This is a genomic window from Streptomyces sp. Ag109_O5-1, from assembly GCF_003814875.1.
Classification (GTDB): domain Bacteria; phylum Actinomycetota; class Actinomycetes; order Streptomycetales; family Streptomycetaceae; genus Streptomyces; species Streptomyces sasae.
In genome coordinates, this window is record NZ_RKQF01000001.1 from 8874252 (window position 1) to 8893094 (window position 18843).

17 protein-coding genes are annotated in these 18843 nt (G+C 69.7%); 10 read left to right on the plus strand and 7 right to left on the minus strand.

The annotated features are described in order from the left end of the window. The first annotated feature begins 166 nt into the window (after positions 1 to 166). From gap to pgi, 6 genes are all read left to right on the plus strand, one after another. Positions 167 to 1177, plus strand: coding sequence for a type I glyceraldehyde-3-phosphate dehydrogenase (gap, locus tag EDD90_RS40350; RefSeq protein WP_123978037.1), 1011 nt, complete (start codon positions 167 to 169; stop codon positions 1175 to 1177). 173 nt (positions 1178 to 1350) lie between these two features. After that, the gene (locus EDD90_RS40355; RefSeq protein ID WP_123978038.1) at positions 1351 to 2562 is read left to right on the plus strand and encodes a phosphoglycerate kinase; all 1212 of its coding nucleotides are present in this window, start codon (positions 1351 to 1353) and stop codon (positions 2560 to 2562) included. Positions 2563 to 2568: 6 nt separating this feature from the next. Beyond that, a complete protein-coding gene (gene tpiA / locus EDD90_RS40360; RefSeq protein WP_123978039.1) occupies positions 2569 to 3345 on the plus strand; it encodes a triose-phosphate isomerase in 777 nt (258 codons plus the stop codon). Positions 3346 to 3482: 137 nt separating this feature from the next. Next, positions 3483 to 3713, plus strand: coding sequence for a preprotein translocase subunit SecG (secG, locus tag EDD90_RS40365; RefSeq protein WP_185149656.1), 231 nt, complete (start codon positions 3483 to 3485; stop codon positions 3711 to 3713). Between the two features lie 210 nt (positions 3714 to 3923). Further along, positions 3924 to 4259, plus strand: coding sequence for an RNA polymerase-binding protein RbpA (locus EDD90_RS40370; RefSeq protein ID WP_003976875.1), 336 nt, complete (start codon positions 3924 to 3926; stop codon positions 4257 to 4259). Between the two features lie 499 nt (positions 4260 to 4758). Further along, positions 4759 to 6411, plus strand: coding sequence for a glucose-6-phosphate isomerase (gene pgi, locus EDD90_RS40380; RefSeq protein ID WP_123978041.1), 1653 nt, complete (start codon positions 4759 to 4761; stop codon positions 6409 to 6411). A 64-nt stretch (positions 6412 to 6475) separates the two neighbouring features. On the opposite strand, the gene pgl is transcribed toward pgi, so the two are convergent. The 5 genes from pgl to tkt are packed head-to-tail and all read right to left on the minus strand — an operon-like array spanning position 6476 to position 13166. Further along, positions 6476 to 7258, minus strand: a complete 783-nt coding sequence (gene pgl / locus EDD90_RS40385; RefSeq protein ID WP_123978042.1) for a 6-phosphogluconolactonase — start codon at positions 7256 to 7258, stop codon at positions 6476 to 6478. Next, positions 7255 to 8403, minus strand: coding sequence for a glucose-6-phosphate dehydrogenase assembly protein OpcA (opcA, locus tag EDD90_RS40390; RefSeq protein WP_123978043.1), 1149 nt, complete (start codon positions 8401 to 8403; stop codon positions 7255 to 7257). The genes pgl and opcA overlap by 4 nt, the downstream gene beginning before the upstream one ends. Further along, a complete protein-coding gene (gene zwf, locus EDD90_RS40395) occupies positions 8400 to 9923 on the minus strand; it encodes a glucose-6-phosphate dehydrogenase (protein ID WP_123978044.1) in 1524 nt (507 codons plus the stop codon). The genes opcA and zwf overlap by 4 nt, the downstream gene beginning before the upstream one ends. A 3-nt stretch (positions 9924 to 9926) precedes the next feature. Then, a complete protein-coding gene (gene tal, locus EDD90_RS40400) occupies positions 9927 to 11045 on the minus strand; it encodes a transaldolase (RefSeq protein ID WP_123978045.1) in 1119 nt (372 codons plus the stop codon). Between the two features lie 33 nt (positions 11046 to 11078). Then, the gene (tkt, locus tag EDD90_RS40405; protein WP_123978046.1) at positions 11079 to 13166 is read right to left on the minus strand and encodes a transketolase; all 2088 of its coding nucleotides are present in this window, start codon (positions 13164 to 13166) and stop codon (positions 11079 to 11081) included. 379 nt (positions 13167 to 13545) lie between these two features. On the opposite strand from tkt, the gene EDD90_RS40415 reads away from it, so the two are divergent. From EDD90_RS40415 to EDD90_RS40430, 4 genes are all read left to right on the plus strand, one after another. Next, positions 13546 to 14499: a heme o synthase gene (locus EDD90_RS40415; RefSeq protein ID WP_185149657.1), complete on the plus strand. Its 954-nt coding sequence runs from the start codon at positions 13546 to 13548 to the stop codon at positions 14497 to 14499. 69 nt (positions 14500 to 14568) lie between these two features. Beyond that, a complete protein-coding gene (locus EDD90_RS40420; RefSeq protein ID WP_123978048.1) occupies positions 14569 to 14889 on the plus strand; it encodes a hypothetical protein in 321 nt (106 codons plus the stop codon). 164 nt (positions 14890 to 15053) lie between these two features. Continuing rightward, positions 15054 to 16160, plus strand: coding sequence for an amidohydrolase family protein (locus tag EDD90_RS40425; RefSeq protein ID WP_123978049.1), 1107 nt, complete (start codon positions 15054 to 15056; stop codon positions 16158 to 16160). Positions 16161 to 16204: 44 nt separating this feature from the next. Continuing rightward, a complete protein-coding gene (locus tag EDD90_RS40430) occupies positions 16205 to 16942 on the plus strand; it encodes a nucleotidyltransferase domain-containing protein (RefSeq protein ID WP_123978050.1) in 738 nt (245 codons plus the stop codon). On the opposite strand, the gene EDD90_RS40435 is transcribed toward EDD90_RS40430, so the two are convergent. Both EDD90_RS40435 and EDD90_RS40440 read right to left on the minus strand, forming a co-directional pair. Further along, on the minus strand, positions 16897 to 17922 hold the full coding sequence (locus tag EDD90_RS40435) for a heme A synthase (protein WP_123978051.1): 1026 nt from the start codon (positions 17920 to 17922) through the stop codon (positions 16897 to 16899). The genes EDD90_RS40430 and EDD90_RS40435 overlap by 46 nt on opposite strands. 58 nt (positions 17923 to 17980) lie before the next feature. Then, positions 17981 to 18769 (minus strand): ABC transporter permease, encoded by a 789-nt coding sequence (locus tag EDD90_RS40440; protein WP_123978052.1) that lies wholly within the window; start codon positions 18767 to 18769, stop codon positions 17981 to 17983. Positions 18770 to 18843: the final 74 nt, after the last annotated feature.

The following is an 18843-nucleotide window of genomic DNA, read 5'->3' on the forward strand; positions in this document are numbered from 1 at the left end:
AGGTGGTCCGTACCCCTACTGGCGGGTACGGGCCGCCTCGCCGTGTATGAGGCATCTGGATGTCACCACGGGAGCCTCCGGGAGGTAGGGTCATGGGTGGTCGGGGACATCCCAAATACAGCTCGCCGGCACCGCATGGCCGGCGTACCAACGAGGAGATCGGTTCGTGACGATCCGCGTAGGCATCAACGGCTTCGGTCGTATCGGTCGCAACTACTTCCGCGCGCTGCTGGAGCAGGGCGCTGACATCGAGATCGTGGCTGTCAACGACCTGGGTGACACCGCGACCACCGCGCACCTGCTGAAGTACGACACGATCCTGGGCCGTCTCAAGGCCGAGGTGTCGCACACCGCCGACACGATCACCGTCGACGGCCACACCATCAAGGTGCTGTCCGAGCGCAACCCCGCCGACATCCCGTGGGGCGACCTGGGCGTCGACATCGTCATCGAGTCGACCGGCATCTTCACCAACAAGGAGGACGCCGCCAAGCACCTCGCCGGCGGCGCCAAGAAGGTCCTCATCTCGGCTCCGGCCAAGAACGAGGACATCACCATCGTGATGGGCGTCAACCAGGACAAGTACGACCCGGCGAACCACCACGTCATCTCCAACGCCTCCTGCACCACCAACTGTGTGGCGCCGATGGCGAAGGTCCTCGACGAGAACTTCGGCATCGTCAAGGGTCTGATGACGACGGTCCACGCGTACACCAACGACCAGCGCATCCTGGACTTCCCGCACAAGGACCTGCGCCGCGCGCGTGCCGCCGCGGAGAACATCATCCCGACCACCACGGGTGCCGCCAAGGCGACCGCACTGGTCCTCCCGCAGCTCAAGGGCAAGCTGGACGGCATCGCCATGCGCGTCCCGGTCCCGACCGGCTCCGCCACCGACCTGGTCGTGACGCTGCAGCGCGAGGTCACCAAGGACGAGGTCAACGCCGCGTTCAAGAAGGCCTCCGAGGACGGCGACCTGAAGGGCTACCTGGCGTACACCGAGGACGAGATCGTCTCCTCGGACATCGTCAGCGACCCGGCCTCCTGCACCTTCGACTCCTCCCTGACCATGGTCCAGGAGGGCAACACGGTGAAGATCCTCGGCTGGTACGACAACGAGTGGGGCTACTCCAACCGCCTCGTCGACCTCACGGTCTTCGTCGGCAACCAGCTCTGATCTGCGGAGCAGGCACCTCGATGCGGTAGCAGGGCTCGGGCAGCGCACGGTCGCGCTGTCCGAGCCCTGACGCACGTAAGGATCGACCCGGCGTCATACGGTTCTCCACCCGGCGTCATACGGTTCGATCAGCCCTCGTACGATCAAGAGCCCTCCTGGAGGAGTCCCCAACCATGAAGACGATCGACGAACTCCTCGCCGAAGGGGTCGACGGCAAGCGGGTCTTCGTCCGTGCCGACCTCAACGTGCCGATGGCCGACGGTCTCATCACCGACGACGGCCGCATCCGCGCCGTGCTGCCCACTGTCAAGGCCCTCGCCGAGGCGGGCGCCAAGGTGGTCGTCGCCTCCCATCTGGGCCGTCCCAAGGGCGCCCCGGACCCGAAGTTCTCCCTGCTGCAGGCCGCCGAGCGGCTCGGTGAACTGCTCGACGCGCCCGTCGCGTTCGCCCAGGACACCGTCGGCCCCGCCGCCCACGACGCCGTGAACGGCCTCCAGCCCGGCCAGGTCGCGGTCATCGAGAACCTGCGCTTCAACGCCGGTGAGACCGCCAAGGACGACACCGAGCGGGGTGAGTTCGCGGACCGGCTGGCGGCCCTCGCGGACGTCTACGTCGGCGACGGCTTCGGTGCCGTGCACCGCAAGCACGCCTCCGTCTACGACCTCCCGGCCCGGCTGCCGCACTACGCCGGCTACCTCATCGCCACCGAGGTCGGCGTCCTGAAGAAGCTCACCGAGGACGTCCAGCGCCCCTACGTCGTCGCGCTCGGCGGCGCCAAGGTCTCCGACAAGCTCGCCGTCATCGACGAACTGCTCGGCAAGGCCGACCGGATCCTCATCGGCGGCGGCATGGCGTACACCTTCCTGAAGGCCAAGGGCTACGAGATCGGCAGCTCCCTCCTCCAGGAGGACCAGCTCGCCGCGGTCACCGAGTACATCGAGCGCGCCGAGAAGACCGGCGTCGAGCTCGTGCTGCCCGTCGACACCGTCGTCGCCCCCGAGTTCCCGGACCTGTCGGCCAAGACCCCGGCCAACCCCACCACGGTCGCCGCGGACGCCATGCCGGCCGGCCAGATGGGTCTCGACATCGGCCCCGAGTCCGGCAAGCTGTACGCCGCGAAGCTCGCCGACGCCCGGACCGTCTTCTGGAACGGCCCGATGGGCGTCTTCGAGCACCCCGACTACGCCGAGGGCACCAGGGCGGTCGCCCAGGCTCTCGTCGAGTCCAAGGGCTTCACCGTCGTCGGCGGCGGTGACTCCGCCGCCGCCGTGCGCATCCTCGGCTTCGACGAGAACGCGTTCGGACACATCTCGACCGGAGGCGGCGCCTCCCTCGAATACCTCGAGGGCAAGACGCTCCCCGGCCTCGCCGCACTGGAGGACTGACCCCGTATGACCACTCGCACGCCGATCATGGCGGGCAACTGGAAGATGAACCTCAACCACCTCGAGGCCATCGCGCACGTCCAGAAGCTCGCCTTCGCCCTGGCCGACAAGGACTACGAGGCCGTCGAGGTCGCCGTCCTGCCGCCCTTCACCGACCTGCGCTCCGTGCAGACCCTGGTCGACGGCGACAAGCTCAAGATCAAGTACGGCGCCCAGGACATCTCGGCGCAGGACTCCGGTGCCTACACCGGCGAGATCTCCGGCCCGATGCTGGCCAAGCTGAAGTGCACGTACGTGGTCGTCGGCCACTCCGAGCGCCGCCAGTACCACAACGAGACCGACGTCGTCGTCAATGCCAAGGTCAAGGCCGCCTACAAGCACGGCCTGACCCCGATCCTGTGCGTCGGCGAGGAGCTGGAGGTCCGCGAGGCGGGCAACCACGTCTCCCACACCCTCGCCCAGGTCGAGGGCGGTCTGAAGGACGTCACCGCCGAGCAGGCGGAGAGCGTCGTCATCGCCTACGAGCCGGTGTGGGCCATCGGCACCGGCAAGGTCTGCGGCGCGGCGGACGCCCAGGAGGTCTGCGCCGCCATCCGCGCCAAGCTCGCCGAGCTGTACGGTCAGGAGCTGGCGGACCAGGTCCGCATCCAGTACGGCGGCTCGGTCAAGGCCGGCAACGTCGCCGAGATCATGGCGCAGGCCGACATCGACGGCGCACTGGTCGGCGGTGCCTCGCTGGACGCCGACGAGTTCGTCAAGATCGTGCGCTTCCGCGACCAGTGAGCACACCTGCGAGTAGGCGGTAGCGGCGATCCGTCGTACCCTTGCGGGGCCGAAGCTGTTATTCGGAGCGTGAAGCTTCAAACAGTCTCCGGCCCCGCAGTCCATCCGTATCCGAGGAAGTTGGTCCAGCCGTGGTTTTGGCGTTCTCGATCGCCCTGATCGTCTTCAGCCTGCTGCTGATGCTGCTGGTGCTGATGCACAAGGGCAAGGGCGGCGGCCTTTCCGACATGTTCGGTGGCGGCATGCAGTCCTCCGTCGGCGGCTCCTCGGTCGCCGAGCGGAACCTGGACCGGATCACCGTGGTGATCGGTCTGCTGTGGTTCGCGTGCATCATCGTCCTCGGCATGCTGATGAAGACGAACGGCTGATCCGCGTCTCGCACACACGCACAATCCGTACGTAAGGCCCCATGTTCGGTACGCGCACCTGAGCGCGGCCTATCATGGGGCTTGCGTCTAGGTGCGGGGGCGGTAACTCCCAACACTGGACGCGCGTTGGGCCTTACGTAGACTGAGGCGCTCGCAACGAAGCGACACGCCGACTCGCTTCGCGGCACCATCACGCAGGGAGTTACGACCGTGGCAAGTGGCAACGCGATCCGAGGTAGCCGGGTCGGGGCGGGGCCGATGGGCGAGGCCGAGCGCGGCGAGTCCGCGCCGCGTCTGCGCATCTCCTTCTGGTGCTCCAACGGGCACGAGACGCAGCCGAGCTTCGCCAGCGACGCGCAGGTGCCCGAGACCTGGGACTGCCCGCGCTGTGGCTTCCCGGCGGGTCAGGACCGGGACAACCCGCCGGACCCGCCGCGCACCGAGCCGTACAAGACGCACCTGGCGTACGTACGGGAGCGGCGCAGCGACGCGGACGGCGAGGCCATCCTCGCCGAGGCACTCGCCAAACTGCGGGGCGAGATCTAGGAGTTGAGACCGGCCGGGTGCCCGAGGGCGCCTGGCCGGAGCTGTCTGAGCGGCCGGGAGCAGCCCGTCGGACGGCTGTGGACGGCTGCCGTGGTCTCCCGGTGCGGGGACGCGTCACGGACGTCGGTGCCGCCGCGGACCGGGTGGACCAGCGACGCGCGATGTCGGGCTCGTCCATGCCTCGATTCCGTTGCCGCTCCCGCCGACCGGTGTGGAAGGTCAACCGGGTCACGCTGATGCAGCAACGCGCACCCGGGTCGATGACCGGCCGGATCGCCTCCGCCTTCCGTGTCTCCGCCACGCCCGGAGCACCGCCAGGCGCCCTCCTCTGCGGCCGGCCGTCACCTCGTTGATACCGGTGCGCAAGCCGGACGTACCTGTTGTTGTGCCGCGGGACGGCGCGACAGCAGGCCGCGCCCCACGCTGATCAATTAGGTTGGAACCGGCAGCGGGGCAGGCACGCCACAGGACAGGTGCAAGGAAGAAGGCTGAAGTCGGAATGAACGCAGACGGCCGTACCAGGCTCAACCAGACGCCCGAGTGGACCGCGCTCGCCAAGCACCGGGAGGAGCTCGCCGACACCCACCTGCGGGACCTGTTCGCGGCCGACCCGGGACGCGGCACGGGCTACACGCTCCAGGTCGGCGACCTCTACATCGACTACTCGAAGCACCTGGTCAACGACGAGACGCTGCGGCTGCTGCGCGAGCTGGCCGCCGCCACCGACGTCTTCGCCCTGCGGGACGCCATGTTCCGCGGCGAGAAGATCAACGTCACCGAGAACCGCGCGGTGCTGCACACCGCCCTGCGCGCCCCGCGCGACGCGGCGGTCGAGGTCGACGGCGAGAACGTCGTGCCGCAGGTGCACGCGGTCCTGGACAAGATGGGCGACTTCGCCGACCGGGTCCGCTCCGGCGCCTGGACCGGCCACACCGGCAAGCGCATCAAGAACGTCGTCAACATCGGTATCGGCGGCTCCGACCTCGGCCCCGCCATGGCCTACGAGGTGCTGCGCAGCTTCACCGACCGCGACCTCACGGTCCGCTTCGTCTCCAACGTCGACGGCGCCGACCTGCACGAGGCCACCCGTGACCTGGACGCGGCGGAGACGCTGTTCATCATCGCCTCCAAGACGTTCACCACGATCGAGACGATCACCAACGCGACCTCGGCCCGCAACTGGGTGCTCGGCGAGCTGAAGGCCGGTCAGGAAGCCGTCGCCAAGCACTTCGTGGCCCTCTCCACGAACGTCGAGAAAGTGTCGGACTTCGGCATCGACACGGTCAACATGTTCGAGTTCTGGGACTGGGTCGGCGGCCGTTACTCCTACGACTCGGCGATCGGCCTCTCCCTGATGATCGCCATCGGCCCGGACCGCTTCCGCGAGATGCTCGACGGCTTCCACCTGGTCGACGAGCACTTCCGCACCGCGCCCGCCGAGTCCAACGTCCCGCTCCTATTGGGCCTGTTGGGCATCTGGTACGACAACTTCCACGACGCCCAGTCGCACGCGGTACTCCCGTACAGCCACTACCTCTCCAAGTTCACCGCCTACCTGCAGCAGCTGGACATGGAGTCCAACGGCAAGCACGTGGCGCGGGACGGCAAGGAGGTCGACTGGACCACCGGCCCGGTCGTGTGGGGCACGCCCGGCACCAACGGCCAGCACGCCTACTACCAGTTGATCCACCAGGGCACCAAGCTGATCCCGGCGGACTTCATCGGCTTCGCCGAGCCGGTCGCCGAGCTCAGCGGCGAACTCAAGGCACAGCACGACCTGTTGATGGCCAACTTCTTCGCCCAGACCCAGGCACTGGCCTTCGGCAAGACCGCCGACGAGGTCCGCGCCGAGGGCGTCGCCGAGGAGTTGGTCCCGCACAAGACCTTCCAGGGCAACCGTCCTACGACGACGATCCTCGCGCGCCAGCTGACCCCGTCGGTCCTCGGCCAGCTCGTCGCCCTCTACGAGCACAAGGTCTTCACCCAGGGAGCCGTCTGGAACATCGACTCCTTCGACCAGTGGGGCGTGGAGCTCGGCAAGGTCCTCGCCAAGCGCGTGGAACCGGCCCTGACGGAGGGCGCTGAGGTCGAGGGCCTCGACGCGTCCAGCAAGGCCCTGGTCGCCAAGTACCGGGAGCTGCGCGGGCGCTGAGCCCGACGCTCATGAAAAAACCCGTACGGCCACCAACGGCCGTACGGGTTCTTTCAGTGCTTCGTCAGGGCGAAGCCGGCGGATACAGCGAGCGCGGCAGCTGGGCCGCGGCCGCCGAGTCCAGGAGCCACAGGGTCCGCTGACGTCCCTGGGCCCCTGCCGCCGGGGCCTGGATCTCGCCCGCGCCCGAGAGCGCGATGGCGACGGCCTCGGCCTTGTCCGCACCGGCCGCCAGCAGCCAGACCTCACGGGCCGAGCGGATGGCGGGAAGGGTGAGGGAGACCCGGGTCGGCGGCGGCTTGGGGGCGCCGTGGACGCCGACCACCGTGCGCTCCGTCTCCCGGACCGCGGGCAGCTCGGGGAAGAGCGAGGCCACGTGGGTGTCCGGGCCGACGCCCAGCATCAGGACGTCGAAGGTCGGCACCGCGCCGTGGTTCTCGGGGCCGGCCGCGCGGGCCAGCTCCGCCGCGTAGGCCTCGGCCGCCGCGTCCACGTCCGTGCCCCAGGGCCCGTCCGACGCGGGCATGGCGTGCACGCGCTTCGGATCCACCGGGACCTGGTCCAGCAGGGCCTCGCGGGCCTGGGTGACATTGCGCTCCGGGTCGCCCTCGGGCAGGAAGCGTTCGTCGCCCCACCACAGGTCGAGGCGGCCCCAGTCGATGGCGTCCCTGGCCGGTGCCGCCGCCAGGGCCGCCAGCAGGCCGTTGCCGTTGCGGCCGCCGGTGAGGACCACGGACGCCTCGCCCCGGGAGGCCTGGGCGTCCACGACCTTCGTGATCAGACGGGCTGCGGCGGCCTGCGCCATCAGCTCCTTGTCGCGGTGCACGACCAGTTGGGGAGTGATCATGTCGCCTTCGCCCTCTTCTTCAGCGGTGGCGGTTCCTGCGGCGCCGATTCTGTCGCGGGAGCCTCGGCAGCGGCTTCGAGAGCGGTTCCGGCGACGGCCCCTTCTCCTTTGGGCGACGGGTCCGTCGTAGCCGGGGTCGTAGCAGGAGCTGTAGCCGTAGCCGCAGCAGGGGCCGCGGCCGGCGCAGGAGCCGGAGCCGTGTTCACGGCCGCCGAAGCCGACGCGTTCAGCCGCTCCACGCCGAACCGCAGCGCCGACGCGTATGTGTCGTCCGGGTCGAGCCGACGCAGTTCCTCCGCGATCAGCTCGGCCGTCTCCCGCCGCTTCAGCGCCACCGCGCGGTCCGGCTGACCGTCGATGGACAGGGTGGCGAGGGAGCCGTCCGCGCGGTCCAGCGCGATCGCGCCCTCGCTGGTGTGCATACGGACCGCGGTCAGACCGGGGCCGGACGACAGCGACCGCTTGACGGGGACGTCCAGCCGGTCCGCGAGCCACATCGCCAGCAGCTCACAGCTCGGGTTGAACTCCTCGCCTTCCACCTCGACGGCCTCGACCTCGCAGACCACCTGGTCCAGGGCCGCCGCCAGCATCGAGCGCCAGGGCGTGATCCGGGTCCAGGACAGGTCCGTGTCGCCGGGGGTGTAGCTGTCCGCGCGGGCGGACAGCTCCCGTACCGGCTGCTCGGAGGCGTAGGTGTCGGTGACCCGGCGCTGGGCGAGCGCGCCCAGCGGGTCCTTCGCCGGGTCGAGCGGGGCGTTCACCGGCCACCAGACGACGACCGGCGCGTCCGGCAGCAGCAGCGGCAGCACGACCGAGTCGGCGTGGTCGGCGACCTCGCCGTACAGGCGGAGTATGACCGTCTCGCCGGAGCCCGCGTCCACGCCCACCCGCACCTCGGCGTCCAGGCGGGACGACGTTCGGTCGCGGGGGGAGCGCGAGACGCGCTTGATGACGACCAGGGTGCGCGAGGGGTGCTCGTGCGAGGCGTCGCCGGCGGCCTTCAGGGCGTCGTAGGCGTTCTCCTCGTCGGTGACGACGACGAGGGTCAGCACCATGCCCACGGCGGGTGTGCCGATGGCCCGGCGGCCCTGCACCAGCGCCTTGTTGACCTTGCCGGCCGTGGTGTCCGTGAGGTCTATCTTCATGGCCGGCGCCAGCTCCGTCCTTCTCGTGCGAGCATCTCGTCGGCCTCGGCGGGACCCCAGGTGCCCGACTTGTACTGGGCGGGCCTGCCGTGCTTGTCCCAGTGCTCCTCGATCGGGTCGAGGATCTTCCAGGACAGCTCGACCTCCTCCGTGCGCGGGAAGAGGTTGGCGTCGCCGAGCAGGACGTCCAGGATCAGCCGCTCGTACGCCTCCGGCGACGACTCGGTGAAGGACTCGCCGTACGCGAAGTCCATCGACACGTCCCGGATCTCCATCGAGGTGCCCGGCACCTTGGAGCCGAAGCGGACCGTGATGCCCTCGTCGGGCTGGACGCGGATGACGACCGCGTTCTGCCCGAGCTCCTCGGTGGCGGTGTGGTCGAAGGGGGAGTGCGGGGCCCGCTGGAAGACCACCGCGATCTCGGTGACGCGGCGGCCGAGCCGCTTGCCGGTGCGCAGGTAGAAGGGGACGCCCGCCCAGCGGCGGTTGTCGATCTCCACCTTGATGGCCGCGTAGGTGTCGGTCTTCGACTTCGGGTCGATGCCGTCCTCTTCGAGGTAGCCGATGACCTTCTCGCCGCCCTGCCAGCCGGCCGCGTACTGCCCGCGCACGGTGTCGCGGCTCAGGTCCTTGGGCAGCCGTACCGCGCCGAGCACCTTGGTCTTCTCGGCGGCCAGCGCGTCCGCGTCGAAGGAGGCGGGCTCTTCCATGGCCGTGAGGGCCATGAGCTGGAGCAGGTGGTTCTGGATGACGTCGCGGGCGGCGCCGATGCCGTCGTAGTAGCCGGCACGGCCGCCGATGCCGATGTCCTCGGCCATGGTGATCTGGACGTGGTCCACGAAGGACCGGTTCCAGATCGGCTCGAACATGGTGTTGGCGAAGCGTAGCGCCAGGATGTTCTGGACGGTCTCCTTGCCGAGGTAGTGGTCGATCCGGAACACCTGGTCCGGCTCGAACACCTCGTGCACGACCTTGTTGAGCTCCTCGGCCGACTTCAGGTCGTGGCCGAAGGGCTTCTCGATGACCGCGCGCCGCCAGGAGCCGCCGGTCTGGTCCGCCAGCCCGTGCTTCTTCAGCTGCTGGATGACGACCGGGAAGGAGCGCGGCGGCACGGACAGGTAGAAGGCGAAGTTGCCGCCGGTGCCCTGCGCCTTGTCGAGCTCCTCGATGGTGGAGCGCAGCCGCTCGAACGCGTCGTCGTCGTCGAAGGTGCCCTGGACGAAGCGCATCCCCTGGATGAGCTGCTGCCAGACCTCCTCGCGGAACGGGGTGCGGGCGTGTTCCTTGACGGCGTCGTGGACCTCGGCGGCGAAGTCCTCGTTGGCCCACTCGCGGCGGGCGAAGCCGACCAGGGAGAAGCCCGGCGGCAGCAGACCCCGGTTGGCGAGGTCGTACACGGCGGGCATGAGCTTCTTGCGGGAGAGGTCGCCCGTGACGCCGAAGATGACCAGGCCCGACGGCCCCGCGATACGCGGGAGCCGTCGGTCGGCGGGGTCACGCAGCGGGTTGCTGCTTGACAGGGTTCAGCCCTCCGAGGGGGACAGGCGCTCCAGCTCCGCCTGGGTCGACTTGAGCAGGTCGTTCCAGGACGCCTCGAACTTCTCGACGCCCTCGTCCTCCAGCACCTGGACCACGTCGTCGTAGGAGATCCCGAGCTTCTCGACGGCGTCGAGGTCGGCGCGGGCCTGCGCGTACGTGCCGGTGATCGTGTCGCCGGTGATGCCGCCGTGGTCCTCGACCGCGACAAGGGTGGCCTCCGGCATGGTGTTCACCGTGTTCGGCGCGACCAGGTCGTCGACGTACAGGGTGTCCTTGTACGCCGGGTCCTTGACGCCGGTGGAGGCCCACAGCGGACGCTGCTTGTTGGCGCCCGCGCTCTCCAGCGCGGTCCAGCGGGCCGTGGAGAAGACCTCCTCGTACGCCTGGTAGGCGAGGCGCGCGTTGGCGACGGCGGCCTTGCCGCGCAGCGCCTTGGCCTCGTCGGTGCCCAGGTCGTTCAGGCGCTTGTCGATCTCGGTGTCGACACGGGACACGAAGAACGACGCCACCGAACGGATGAGCGACAGGTCGAGGCCGCGCTCCTTGGCCTTCTCCAGACCGGCCAGGTAGGCGTCCATGACCTCGCGGTAGCGCTCCAGCGAGAAGATCAGCGTGACGTTGACGCTGATGCCGAGGCCGATGACCTCGGTGATCGCCGGGAGGCCGGCCCTGGTGGCCGGGATCTTGATGAGGGTGTTGGGGCGGTCCACCAGCCAGGCCAGTTGCTTGGCCTCGGCGATGGTCGCCTTGGTGTGGTGCGCCAGGCGCGGGTCGACCTCGATCGACACCCGGCCGTCCTGGCCGCCGGTCGCGTCGAACACCGGGCGCAGGATGTCGGCGGCGTCACGGACGTCTGCCGTCGTGATCATACGGATGGCCTCTTCGACGGTGACCTTGCGGGCGGCGAGGTCCGTGACCTGCTGCTGGTAGCCGTCGCCCGAAGAGATCGCCTTCTGGAAGATCGTCGGGTTGGTGGTGACGCCCACGACGTGCTGCTGGTCGATCAGCTCGGCGAGGTTGCCGGACGTGATCCGCTTGCGCGACAGGTCGTCCAGCCAGATCGCGACGCCTTCCTCGGAGAGGCGCTTGAGTGCGTCTGTCATGGAATTACATCTCCTACGTGTCGTATGTGTGCGTCAGCGCTGGGCGGCGGCGATGGATTCCCTGGCCTTGGCGGCCACGTTGTCGGCAGTGAAGCCGAACTCCTGGAAGAGCACCTTGCCGTCGGCGGAAGCACCGAAGTGCTCCAGGGAAACGATGCGGCCGGCGTCGCCCACGTACTTGTGCCACGTGAGACCGATACCTGCCTCGACCGAGACACGAGCCTTGACGGACGGCGGCAGAACGCTGTCCCGGTACCCCTGGTCCTGCTCCTCGAACCACTCCACGCACGGCATGGACACGACGCGGGTGGGCACACCGTCGGCCTCCAGCTGCTCGCGCGCCTCGACGGCGACGTGCACCTCGGAACCGGTGGCGATGAGGATGACCTCGGGGGTCCCGCTGGAGGCCTCGAAGAGGACGTAACCGCCCTTGACCGTGTCCTCGTTGGACTCGTACACCGGCACGCCCTGACGGGTCAGCGCGAGGCCGTGCGGGGCGCCCTTGCCGAAGACCTTCGTGTAGCGGCGGAGGATCTCGCGCCAGGCGATCGCGGTCTCGTTGGCGTCGGCCGGGCGGACCACGTTCAGGCCCGGGATGGCGCGCAGCGAGGCGAGGTGCTCGACCGGCTGGTGGGTCGGGCCGTCCTCGCCCAGGCCGATGGAGTCGTGGGTCCACACGTACGTCACCGGCAGGTGCATCAGCGCCGAGAGACGGACGGCGTTGCGCATGTAGTCGGAGAAGACGAGGAACGTACCGCCGTAGACACGGGTGTGGCCGTGCAGGGTGATGCCGTTCATCTCCGCGGCCATGGAGTGCTCGCGGATACCGAAGTGGATGGTGCGGCCGTAGGGGTCCGCGCCCGGCAGCGGGTTGTCCGCCGGCAGGAACGAGCTGTTCTTGTCGATGGTCGTGTTGTTCGACCCGGCGAGGTCGGCGGAACCGCCCCACAGCTCGGGGATGACCGCGCCCAGCGCCTGCAGCACCTTGCCGGAGGCCGCACGGGTCGCGACGCCCTTGCCGGGCTCGAAGACCGGGATCTTCTCCTCCCAGCCCTTGGGCAGCTCGCCCGCCGAGATGCGGTCGAACTCGGCGGCCCGCTCGGCGTTGTTGTCCCGCCACAGCTGGAACGACTTCTCCCACTCGGCCTTCGCCGCCGCACCGCGCTCCCCGGCCTGCCGGGTGTGGGCGAGGACCTCCTCGGCGACGTCGAAGCTCTTCTCCGGGTCGAAGCCGAGGACGCGCTTGGTGGCCGCGACCTCGTCGTCGCCCAGGGCCGAGCCGTGCGCGGCCTCGGTGTTCTGCGCGTTCGGGGCGGGCCAGGCGATGATCGAGCGCATCGCGATGAAGGACGGCTTGTCCGTCACCTTCTTCGCGGCCTCGATCGCGTTGTAGATGGCGTGCGGGTCCAGGTCGCCGTCCGGCTTCGGGGCGATCCGCTGCACATGCCAGCCGTACGCCTCGAACCGCTTGACGGTGTCCTCGGAGACGGCCGTCTCGGTGTCGCCCTCGATCGAGATGTGGTTGTCGTCCCACAGCAGGACCAGGTTGCCGAGCTTCTGGTGGCCGGCCATCGAGGACGCCTCGGCGGAGATGCCCTCCTGGAGGCAGCCGTCACCGGCGATGCAGTAGATGAAGTGGTCGAAGGGCGACTCGCCCTGCGGGGCCTCCGGGTCGAACAGACCGCGCTCGTAGCGGGAGGCCATGGCCATGCCGACGGCGTTGGCGACACCCTGGCCGAGCGGGCCGGTGGTGGTCTCGACGCCCTTGGTGTGGCCGTACTCCGGGTGCCCGGGGGTCTTCGAGCCCCAGGTGCGGAAGGCTTCGAGGTCGGCCAGCTCCAGGCCGAAGCCGGCCAGGTACAGCTGCGTGTAGAGGGTCAGCGACGAGTGACCGGCGGACAGCACGAAGCGGTCGCGGCCCACCCAGTCGGGGTCGGACGGGTCGTGCCGCATCACCTTCTGGAAGAGGGTGTACGCGGCCGGCGCCAGGCTCATCGCCGTACCCGGATGGCCGTTGCCGACCTTCTGTACGGCATCGGCGGCCAGGACGCGGGCGGTGTCTACGGCCCGCTGGTCCAACTCGGTCCAGTCGAGGTCTGTGGTGGTCGGCTTGGTGCTCACCCTGAGTCAGGGCTCCTCTCCACATGTTCGGTTACCGGTCCACGGGCACACGCCCACACCGGCTGCCGGTGTACCGGGTGCCCACCGGCCGTTGTCGAGCCTACCCCCGTAAGGACGTGCATTTTTTCGAGTGTTTCCAGACTGCCGGGCCTCGGGGGGATCCGCCTCCCGACTGGCCGGGAAGGCATTCGGCACATGAATACGGAGCCGCTCATCTGACTGCTCAACCGAGCCGCCACACCCCTCTCCCGAGACGCCCGCCAACACGACACCACCCCCGCGAAGATCGGGGTATGGGCAACGTCTAAAGTGGCGTGGTACGCGCGAGCCTTTACCGTGAGTTCACACGGCGGGGCTCGCTGAAATGTCTCTGTCAGGGGTGTGCGTGACGGCCGTCGAATCCCGTCCAGCGGGGGTACTCGGTGCGAGCGAGAGCCCGAGTCACCGGCCGTTCGGGGCCCGTGTCAAAGCTTTCGTGGCGCTGACCAAGCCACGGATCATCGAGCTTCTGCTCATCACCACCGTTCCGGTGATGTTCCTGGCTCAGCAGGGCGTGCCCGACCTGACGCTGGTGCTGCTCACCTGCGTCGGCGGCTATCTCTCCGCAGGTGGCGCCAACGCGCTGAACATGTACATCGACCGGGACATCGACGCGCTGATGGACCGCACCTCGCAGCGTCCGCTGGTGACCGGCATGGTCAGCCCGCGCGAGTGCCTCGCCTTCGGCATCACCCTGGCGGTCGGCTCCACGCTGCTGTTCGGCTTCACCGTCAACTGGCTGAGCGCCTGGCTGTCACTCGGAGCGCTCCTTTTCTACGTCGTCGTCTACACGATGATCCTCAAGCGGCGTACCGCGCAGAACATCGTGTGGGGCGGCATCGCGGGCTGCATGCCGGTGCTGATCGGCTGGTCGGCCGTGACGGACTCGCTCTCCGCAGCCCCGGTCATCCTCTTCCTGGTCATCTTCTTCTGGACGCCGCCGCACTACTGGCCGCTCTCCATGAAGGTGAAGGACGACTACGCGCGCGTGGGCGTGCCGATGCTGCCGGTCGTCGCCTCCAACAAGGTGGTCGCCAAGCAGATCGTCATCTACAGCTGGGTGATGGTCGCCGTCTCCCTCCTCCTCACCCCCCTCGGCTACACCGGCTGGTTCTACACGCTGGTCGCCCTCGCGGCGGGCGGCTGGTGGCTGTGGGAGGCGCACGCCCTGCAGAACCGGGCGAAGGCCGAGGTGACGGGCGGGAAGCTCAAGGAGATGCGCCTGTTCCACTGGTCCATCACCTATGTCTCGCTGCTCTTCGTGGCGGTTGCGGTCGACCCGTTCCTGCGCTGACGCACGGCGGGCCCATGTCACAGGGCCCTCCCCTCGCCAGCCGATCTACTCGTGAGTAGCATCCTGTCCATGGCAGACACGCAGCAGGTTGACCAGAAGGCCGAGCGCAAGGTGGCGCGCCTTGCCAAGCAGATCGACACCTTCGCCAAGGCCCACGGCGGCGCCGAGGGCCAGGTGGCCTACATCGGCGAACGCGGCGCCCGCATCGTCCTCGTCGGCGAGGACGGCGGCTGGGGCGACCTGGTGGCCCCGAGTGCCGAGATCGCCCAGCAGGCAGTGGAGAAGGCGGGCATCACCGTCCACGAGTCCTTCGACGGCGAGTTCGCGGCGAAGGTGCAGACAGGCCCGTACGAGTGGAAGCGCATGGCCGGCATTCAGATCGGCGGCTGAACAGCGCGCCCCTTCAGGGGCGCGGGGCTGTATCGATGTGCGGCTCCGCCGCGTGGGCGCGACAAGCCCTCACCGTCCGGTGGCCGAAGAACGACCGCACACCGCGACCTCAATCCCGGTTCCCCCGTTAAGACGGTCAAGTAGCCGTCCACACGGGAGCCAGGATGATCGAAACGCCGTCCTTGGTGGACCAGTACTGCCATGGAGTCCTCCGTACGGAGCTCGGCCTCGGCACGTTCGAGGCCCAGCTCGCCCGTACCGAAGGTCCCCCGGCCCCCGGCACCACCCTCTTCGACACCCAGACCGGTTTCGCCGTACGGCGCTGGTGCCCCCCGCTCCTAGGCCTCGAACCCCACTCCCCGCCCGCCCGCTACCTGGCCCGGCGCCGCGAGCTGGGCGTCCTGGAAGCGGGACGCCGGCTCCTGCGCGGCAGCGGCATCACCACCTACCTCGTCGACACCGGCCTGCCCGGCGACCTCACCGGCCCCGCCGAGATCGCCTCGACCGGCGACGCGGAGGCTCGTGAGATCGTGCGCCTGGAACTCCTCGCGGAGCAGGTCGCCGACACCTCCGGGACCGTCGAGTCCTTCCTCGCCAACCTCGCCGAGTCGGTGCACGGCGCGGCGGCCAACGCGGTCGCCTTCACCTCCGTCGCCGGCCTGCGGCACGGCCTCGCCCTGGCTCCCGAACCACCGGGTCCCGGTGAGGTGAGAGGCGCCGCGGGCCGCTGGCTGGCCGCACGCCGCGTCGGCGGCGAGCTGACCGACCCGGTGCTGCTGCGCCACCTGCTCTGGATCGCCGTGGCCTCGGGTCTCCCCCTCCAACTGCACGCGGGCCTCGGCGAGCCCGGCGCCCGGATCGACCGTACCGACCCGGTCCTGCTCACCGACTTCGTCCGGGCCACCGCGGGCCTCGGCACCGACCTGGTCCTCCTCCACGGCTACCCGTACCACCGCCACGCCGCCCATCTCGCCGGTGTCTTCCCGCACGTCTACGCCGACTCGGGCGCGGCCCTGGTCCGCACCGGCGCCCGTGCGGCGACGATCCTCGCCGAGATCCTGGAACTGGCCCCCTTCGGCAAGGTCCTCTTCTCCAGCGGCGCCCACGGACTGCCCGAACTGCATGTCGTCGGCGCCCGTCTCTTCCGCGAGTCCCTCGGCAGGGTCCTCGGTACCTGGGTCGCCGAGGGCGCGTGGTCGCTCGGCGACGCGCAACGCGTGGCCAGGCTGATCGCGGCGGGCAACGCGAAGCGGGTGTACGGGCTGGAGTGAGAAACGGGTGTACGGACCGGAGCGGGCTGCACAGACTGAGCAGCATGCAGACCGAGACGTTACTGACCCGCTTCCGTCACGAACTGACAGCCCTGGACCCCGTCGCCGTCTGGGCGCACGGCTCGCTCGCCGCGGGCGACTACCAGGAGGGCCGCAGCGACCTGGACCTGATCGTGGTGCTGCCGGGCCGGATCACCCCGGCCGTCGTATGGAAGGTCGCCACAGTCCACGCCCGCCTGCGCGCGCTGCCGCTCGCCGCCGGGCTGCACTGCACCTATCTGACCCCTTCGACCGCGGCCGACCCGGACCGGCGCCATCTGACCTGGGCGCACGCAGAGCTGTTCAGACGGACGGTCAGCCCGGTCACCCGACGTGAGCTGCACGCCTTCGGACGGGTGCTGGACGGGCGGCCGCCCGCCGGGCTGCTGCCCCCGGTGTCGGACCGGGTACTCGGCGACTTCGTCGTACGCGACCAGCGGGACTTCTGGCGGCCCGCCGTCGACAACGCCCCGCTGTGGACCCGGGACATCTGGGTCGACCTGGGCCTGATCACCTTCGCCCGCGCCACCGTCACCGCACGCGAGGGCCGCCTGATCTCCAAACGCGAGGCCCTGGACCTGCTGCCCGGCCTGGGCGCGCCCGTCGAGGTCGTCGAGGACATCCGCAGCCGCCGTTACGACGATCCCGCGCCGCCCACCGGGGAGTGGACGGTGCGCAGGGCCCGGCTGACCCGGGACTACCTGGGCCCGGCGATCGACGCGCTCACGGCGTCGTACGACTGAGCGGGCAGGTCGGCCGTGGTGTCGACGCCGGCGCGTTCCCGCAGGGACAGCAGGACGCGCAGCACGCCGATCCACACCAGGCAGGAGCCGAACATGTGCAGGCCGACCAGGATCGTGGGCAGGTGCGTGAAGTACTGGATGTAACCGATCACGCCCTGGCCGAGCAGGATCAGGAACAGGTCGCGGACGCGGTCGCGCGGTCCCTGGGGCGCGTCGATGCCCTTGAGGAAGAACCACAGCGCGAACGTCAGCGACACCACGATCCAGGCGAACACCGCGTGCAGCTCGGCGACGCCCGACCAGCTGACCTTGATGCGCTCGACGTCGCCGGAGTCACCCGGGTGCGGCCCGGCGCCGGTCACCACCGTGCCGGCCGTGATGAGCAGCAGCGTGACGGCGACCAGGGCCCACACCAGCTGCTGCACGGCCTTGCCGACCAGCAGGCGCGGCTCCCCGTCGCCCTCGCCGGTGCGCTGCCACATCACGGCGGCGACGGTGATGAGCGCCGTCGCCAGCAGGAAGTGGGCGGCGACGGTGTACGGGTTGAGGCCGACGAGGACCACGATGCCGCCGAGGATCGCGTTGCTCATCACGAGCCAGAACTGCGCCCAGCCCAGCCGGGTCAGGCTGCGCCGGTACGGCTTCTCGGACCGGGCGGCGATGATCGCCCAGCCGACCGCGGCGCACAGCACGTACGTCAGCATGCGGTTCGTGAACTCGATGGCGCTGTGGTAGCTCAGCGCCTCGGTCGGGGTCAGCGAGCCGGCGGTGCACTCGGGCCAGGTCGGGCAGCCGAGGCCCGAGCCGGTGAGCCGTACCGCGCCGCCGGTGACCACGATGACCACCGACATGACGAGTGCGGCGAGAGCCGCCCGCCGGACCGTCCGGGGATCCGGGGTCCAACGGTCGGCGATGAAGGCGAGCGGGTTGCGCACGGCCGCTACGGCATCGGCGGGGGTCAGCTTTGGCACGCACACCATCGTAGGGGGCCGCTTGTGCATGCGTTCACGAGGGTCGTCCCCGGCGCGTTCACGGGGGTCACTCCCAGCGGAAGAAGCGTCCCGCGGCGGCCAGGCCCAGCACCGCCCACACGGCGAGAATCCCCAGGTCGCCCCAGGGCGTTCCGGCTCCGTGCTGGAGTACGTCCCGCAGGCCGTTCGAGAGGGCCGAGATGGGCAGCAGGCCGAGTACGTGCTGGGCGCCGCCGAACTTGGACAGCGGGACGATGACCCCGCCGCCCACGAGCAGCAGCAGGAAGACCAGGTTCGCGGCCGCCAGGGTCGCCTCCGCCTTGAGGGTGCCCGCCATCAGGAGGCCCAGGCCGGAGAAGGCGGCGGTGCCGAGGACCAGGAGGAGCAGGACGGCGAGGGGGTTGCCGTGCGGGGACCAGCCGAGGGCGAAGGCGATCACCGTCAGGAGGATCACCTGGAGGATCTCGGTGACCAGGACGGCGGCCGTCTTCGCGGTCATCAGGCCCCAGCGGGGGAGCGGGGAGGAGGCCAGGCGCTTCAGGACGCCGTACCGGCGCTCGAAGCCCGTCGCGATGGCCTGGCCGGTGAACGCCGTGGACATCACGGCGAGCGCGAGGATGCCGGGGGCGAGGAAGTCGACCGACTTGCCGGCGCCGGTGTCCACGATGTCCACCGAGCTGAACAGGGCGAGGAGGAGGGTCGGGATGACGACCGTCAGCAGGAGCTGCTCGCCGTTGCGGAGCAGCATCCTCGTCTCCAGGGCCGCCTGCGCCGCGATCATGCGGGGGAGCGGGGCGGCACCCGGCCGGGGGGCGTAGGTGCCGGCACCCGTGCCGGTGTCGGTCGCGGTGGTCATGAGCGCAGCTCCTTGCCGGTCAGCTCCAGGCTGTGCCTTCCCGGGGGATACGGCATTCGACGGCGGCTGCGCCG

Bases quoted from the DNA above. Each gene is read 5' to 3' on its own strand.
- opcA (WP_123978043.1), bottom strand. From the start codon at position 8,403: ATGAAGATAGACCTCACGGACACCACGGCCGGCAAGGTCAACAAGGCG.
- pgi (WP_123978041.1), top strand. From the start codon at position 4,759: ATGAACGCAGACGGCCGTACCAGGCTCAACCAGACGCCCGAGTGGACC.
- EDD90_RS40435 (WP_123978051.1), bottom strand. From the start codon at position 17,922: ATGGTGTGCGTGCCAAAGCTGACCCCCGCCGATGCCGTAGCGGCCGTG.
- EDD90_RS40430 (WP_123978050.1), top strand. From the start codon at position 16,205: ATGCAGACCGAGACGTTACTGACCCGCTTCCGTCACGAACTGACAGCC.
- tal (WP_123978045.1), bottom strand. From the start codon at position 11,045: ATGACAGACGCACTCAAGCGCCTCTCCGAGGAAGGCGTCGCGATCTGG.
- EDD90_RS40420 (WP_123978048.1), top strand. From the start codon at position 14,569: ATGGCAGACACGCAGCAGGTTGACCAGAAGGCCGAGCGCAAGGTGGCG.
- EDD90_RS40355 (WP_123978038.1), top strand. From the start codon at position 1,351: ATGAAGACGATCGACGAACTCCTCGCCGAAGGGGTCGACGGCAAGCGG.
- EDD90_RS40425 (WP_123978049.1), top strand. From the start codon at position 15,054: ATGATCGAAACGCCGTCCTTGGTGGACCAGTACTGCCATGGAGTCCTC.
- EDD90_RS40440 (WP_123978052.1), bottom strand. From the start codon at position 18,769: ATGACCACCGCGACCGACACCGGCACGGGTGCCGGCACCTACGCCCCC.
- tpiA (WP_123978039.1), top strand. From the start codon at position 2,569: ATGACCACTCGCACGCCGATCATGGCGGGCAACTGGAAGATGAACCTC.
- pgl (WP_123978042.1), bottom strand. From the start codon at position 7,258: ATGATCACTCCCCAACTGGTCGTGCACCGCGACAAGGAGCTGATGGCG.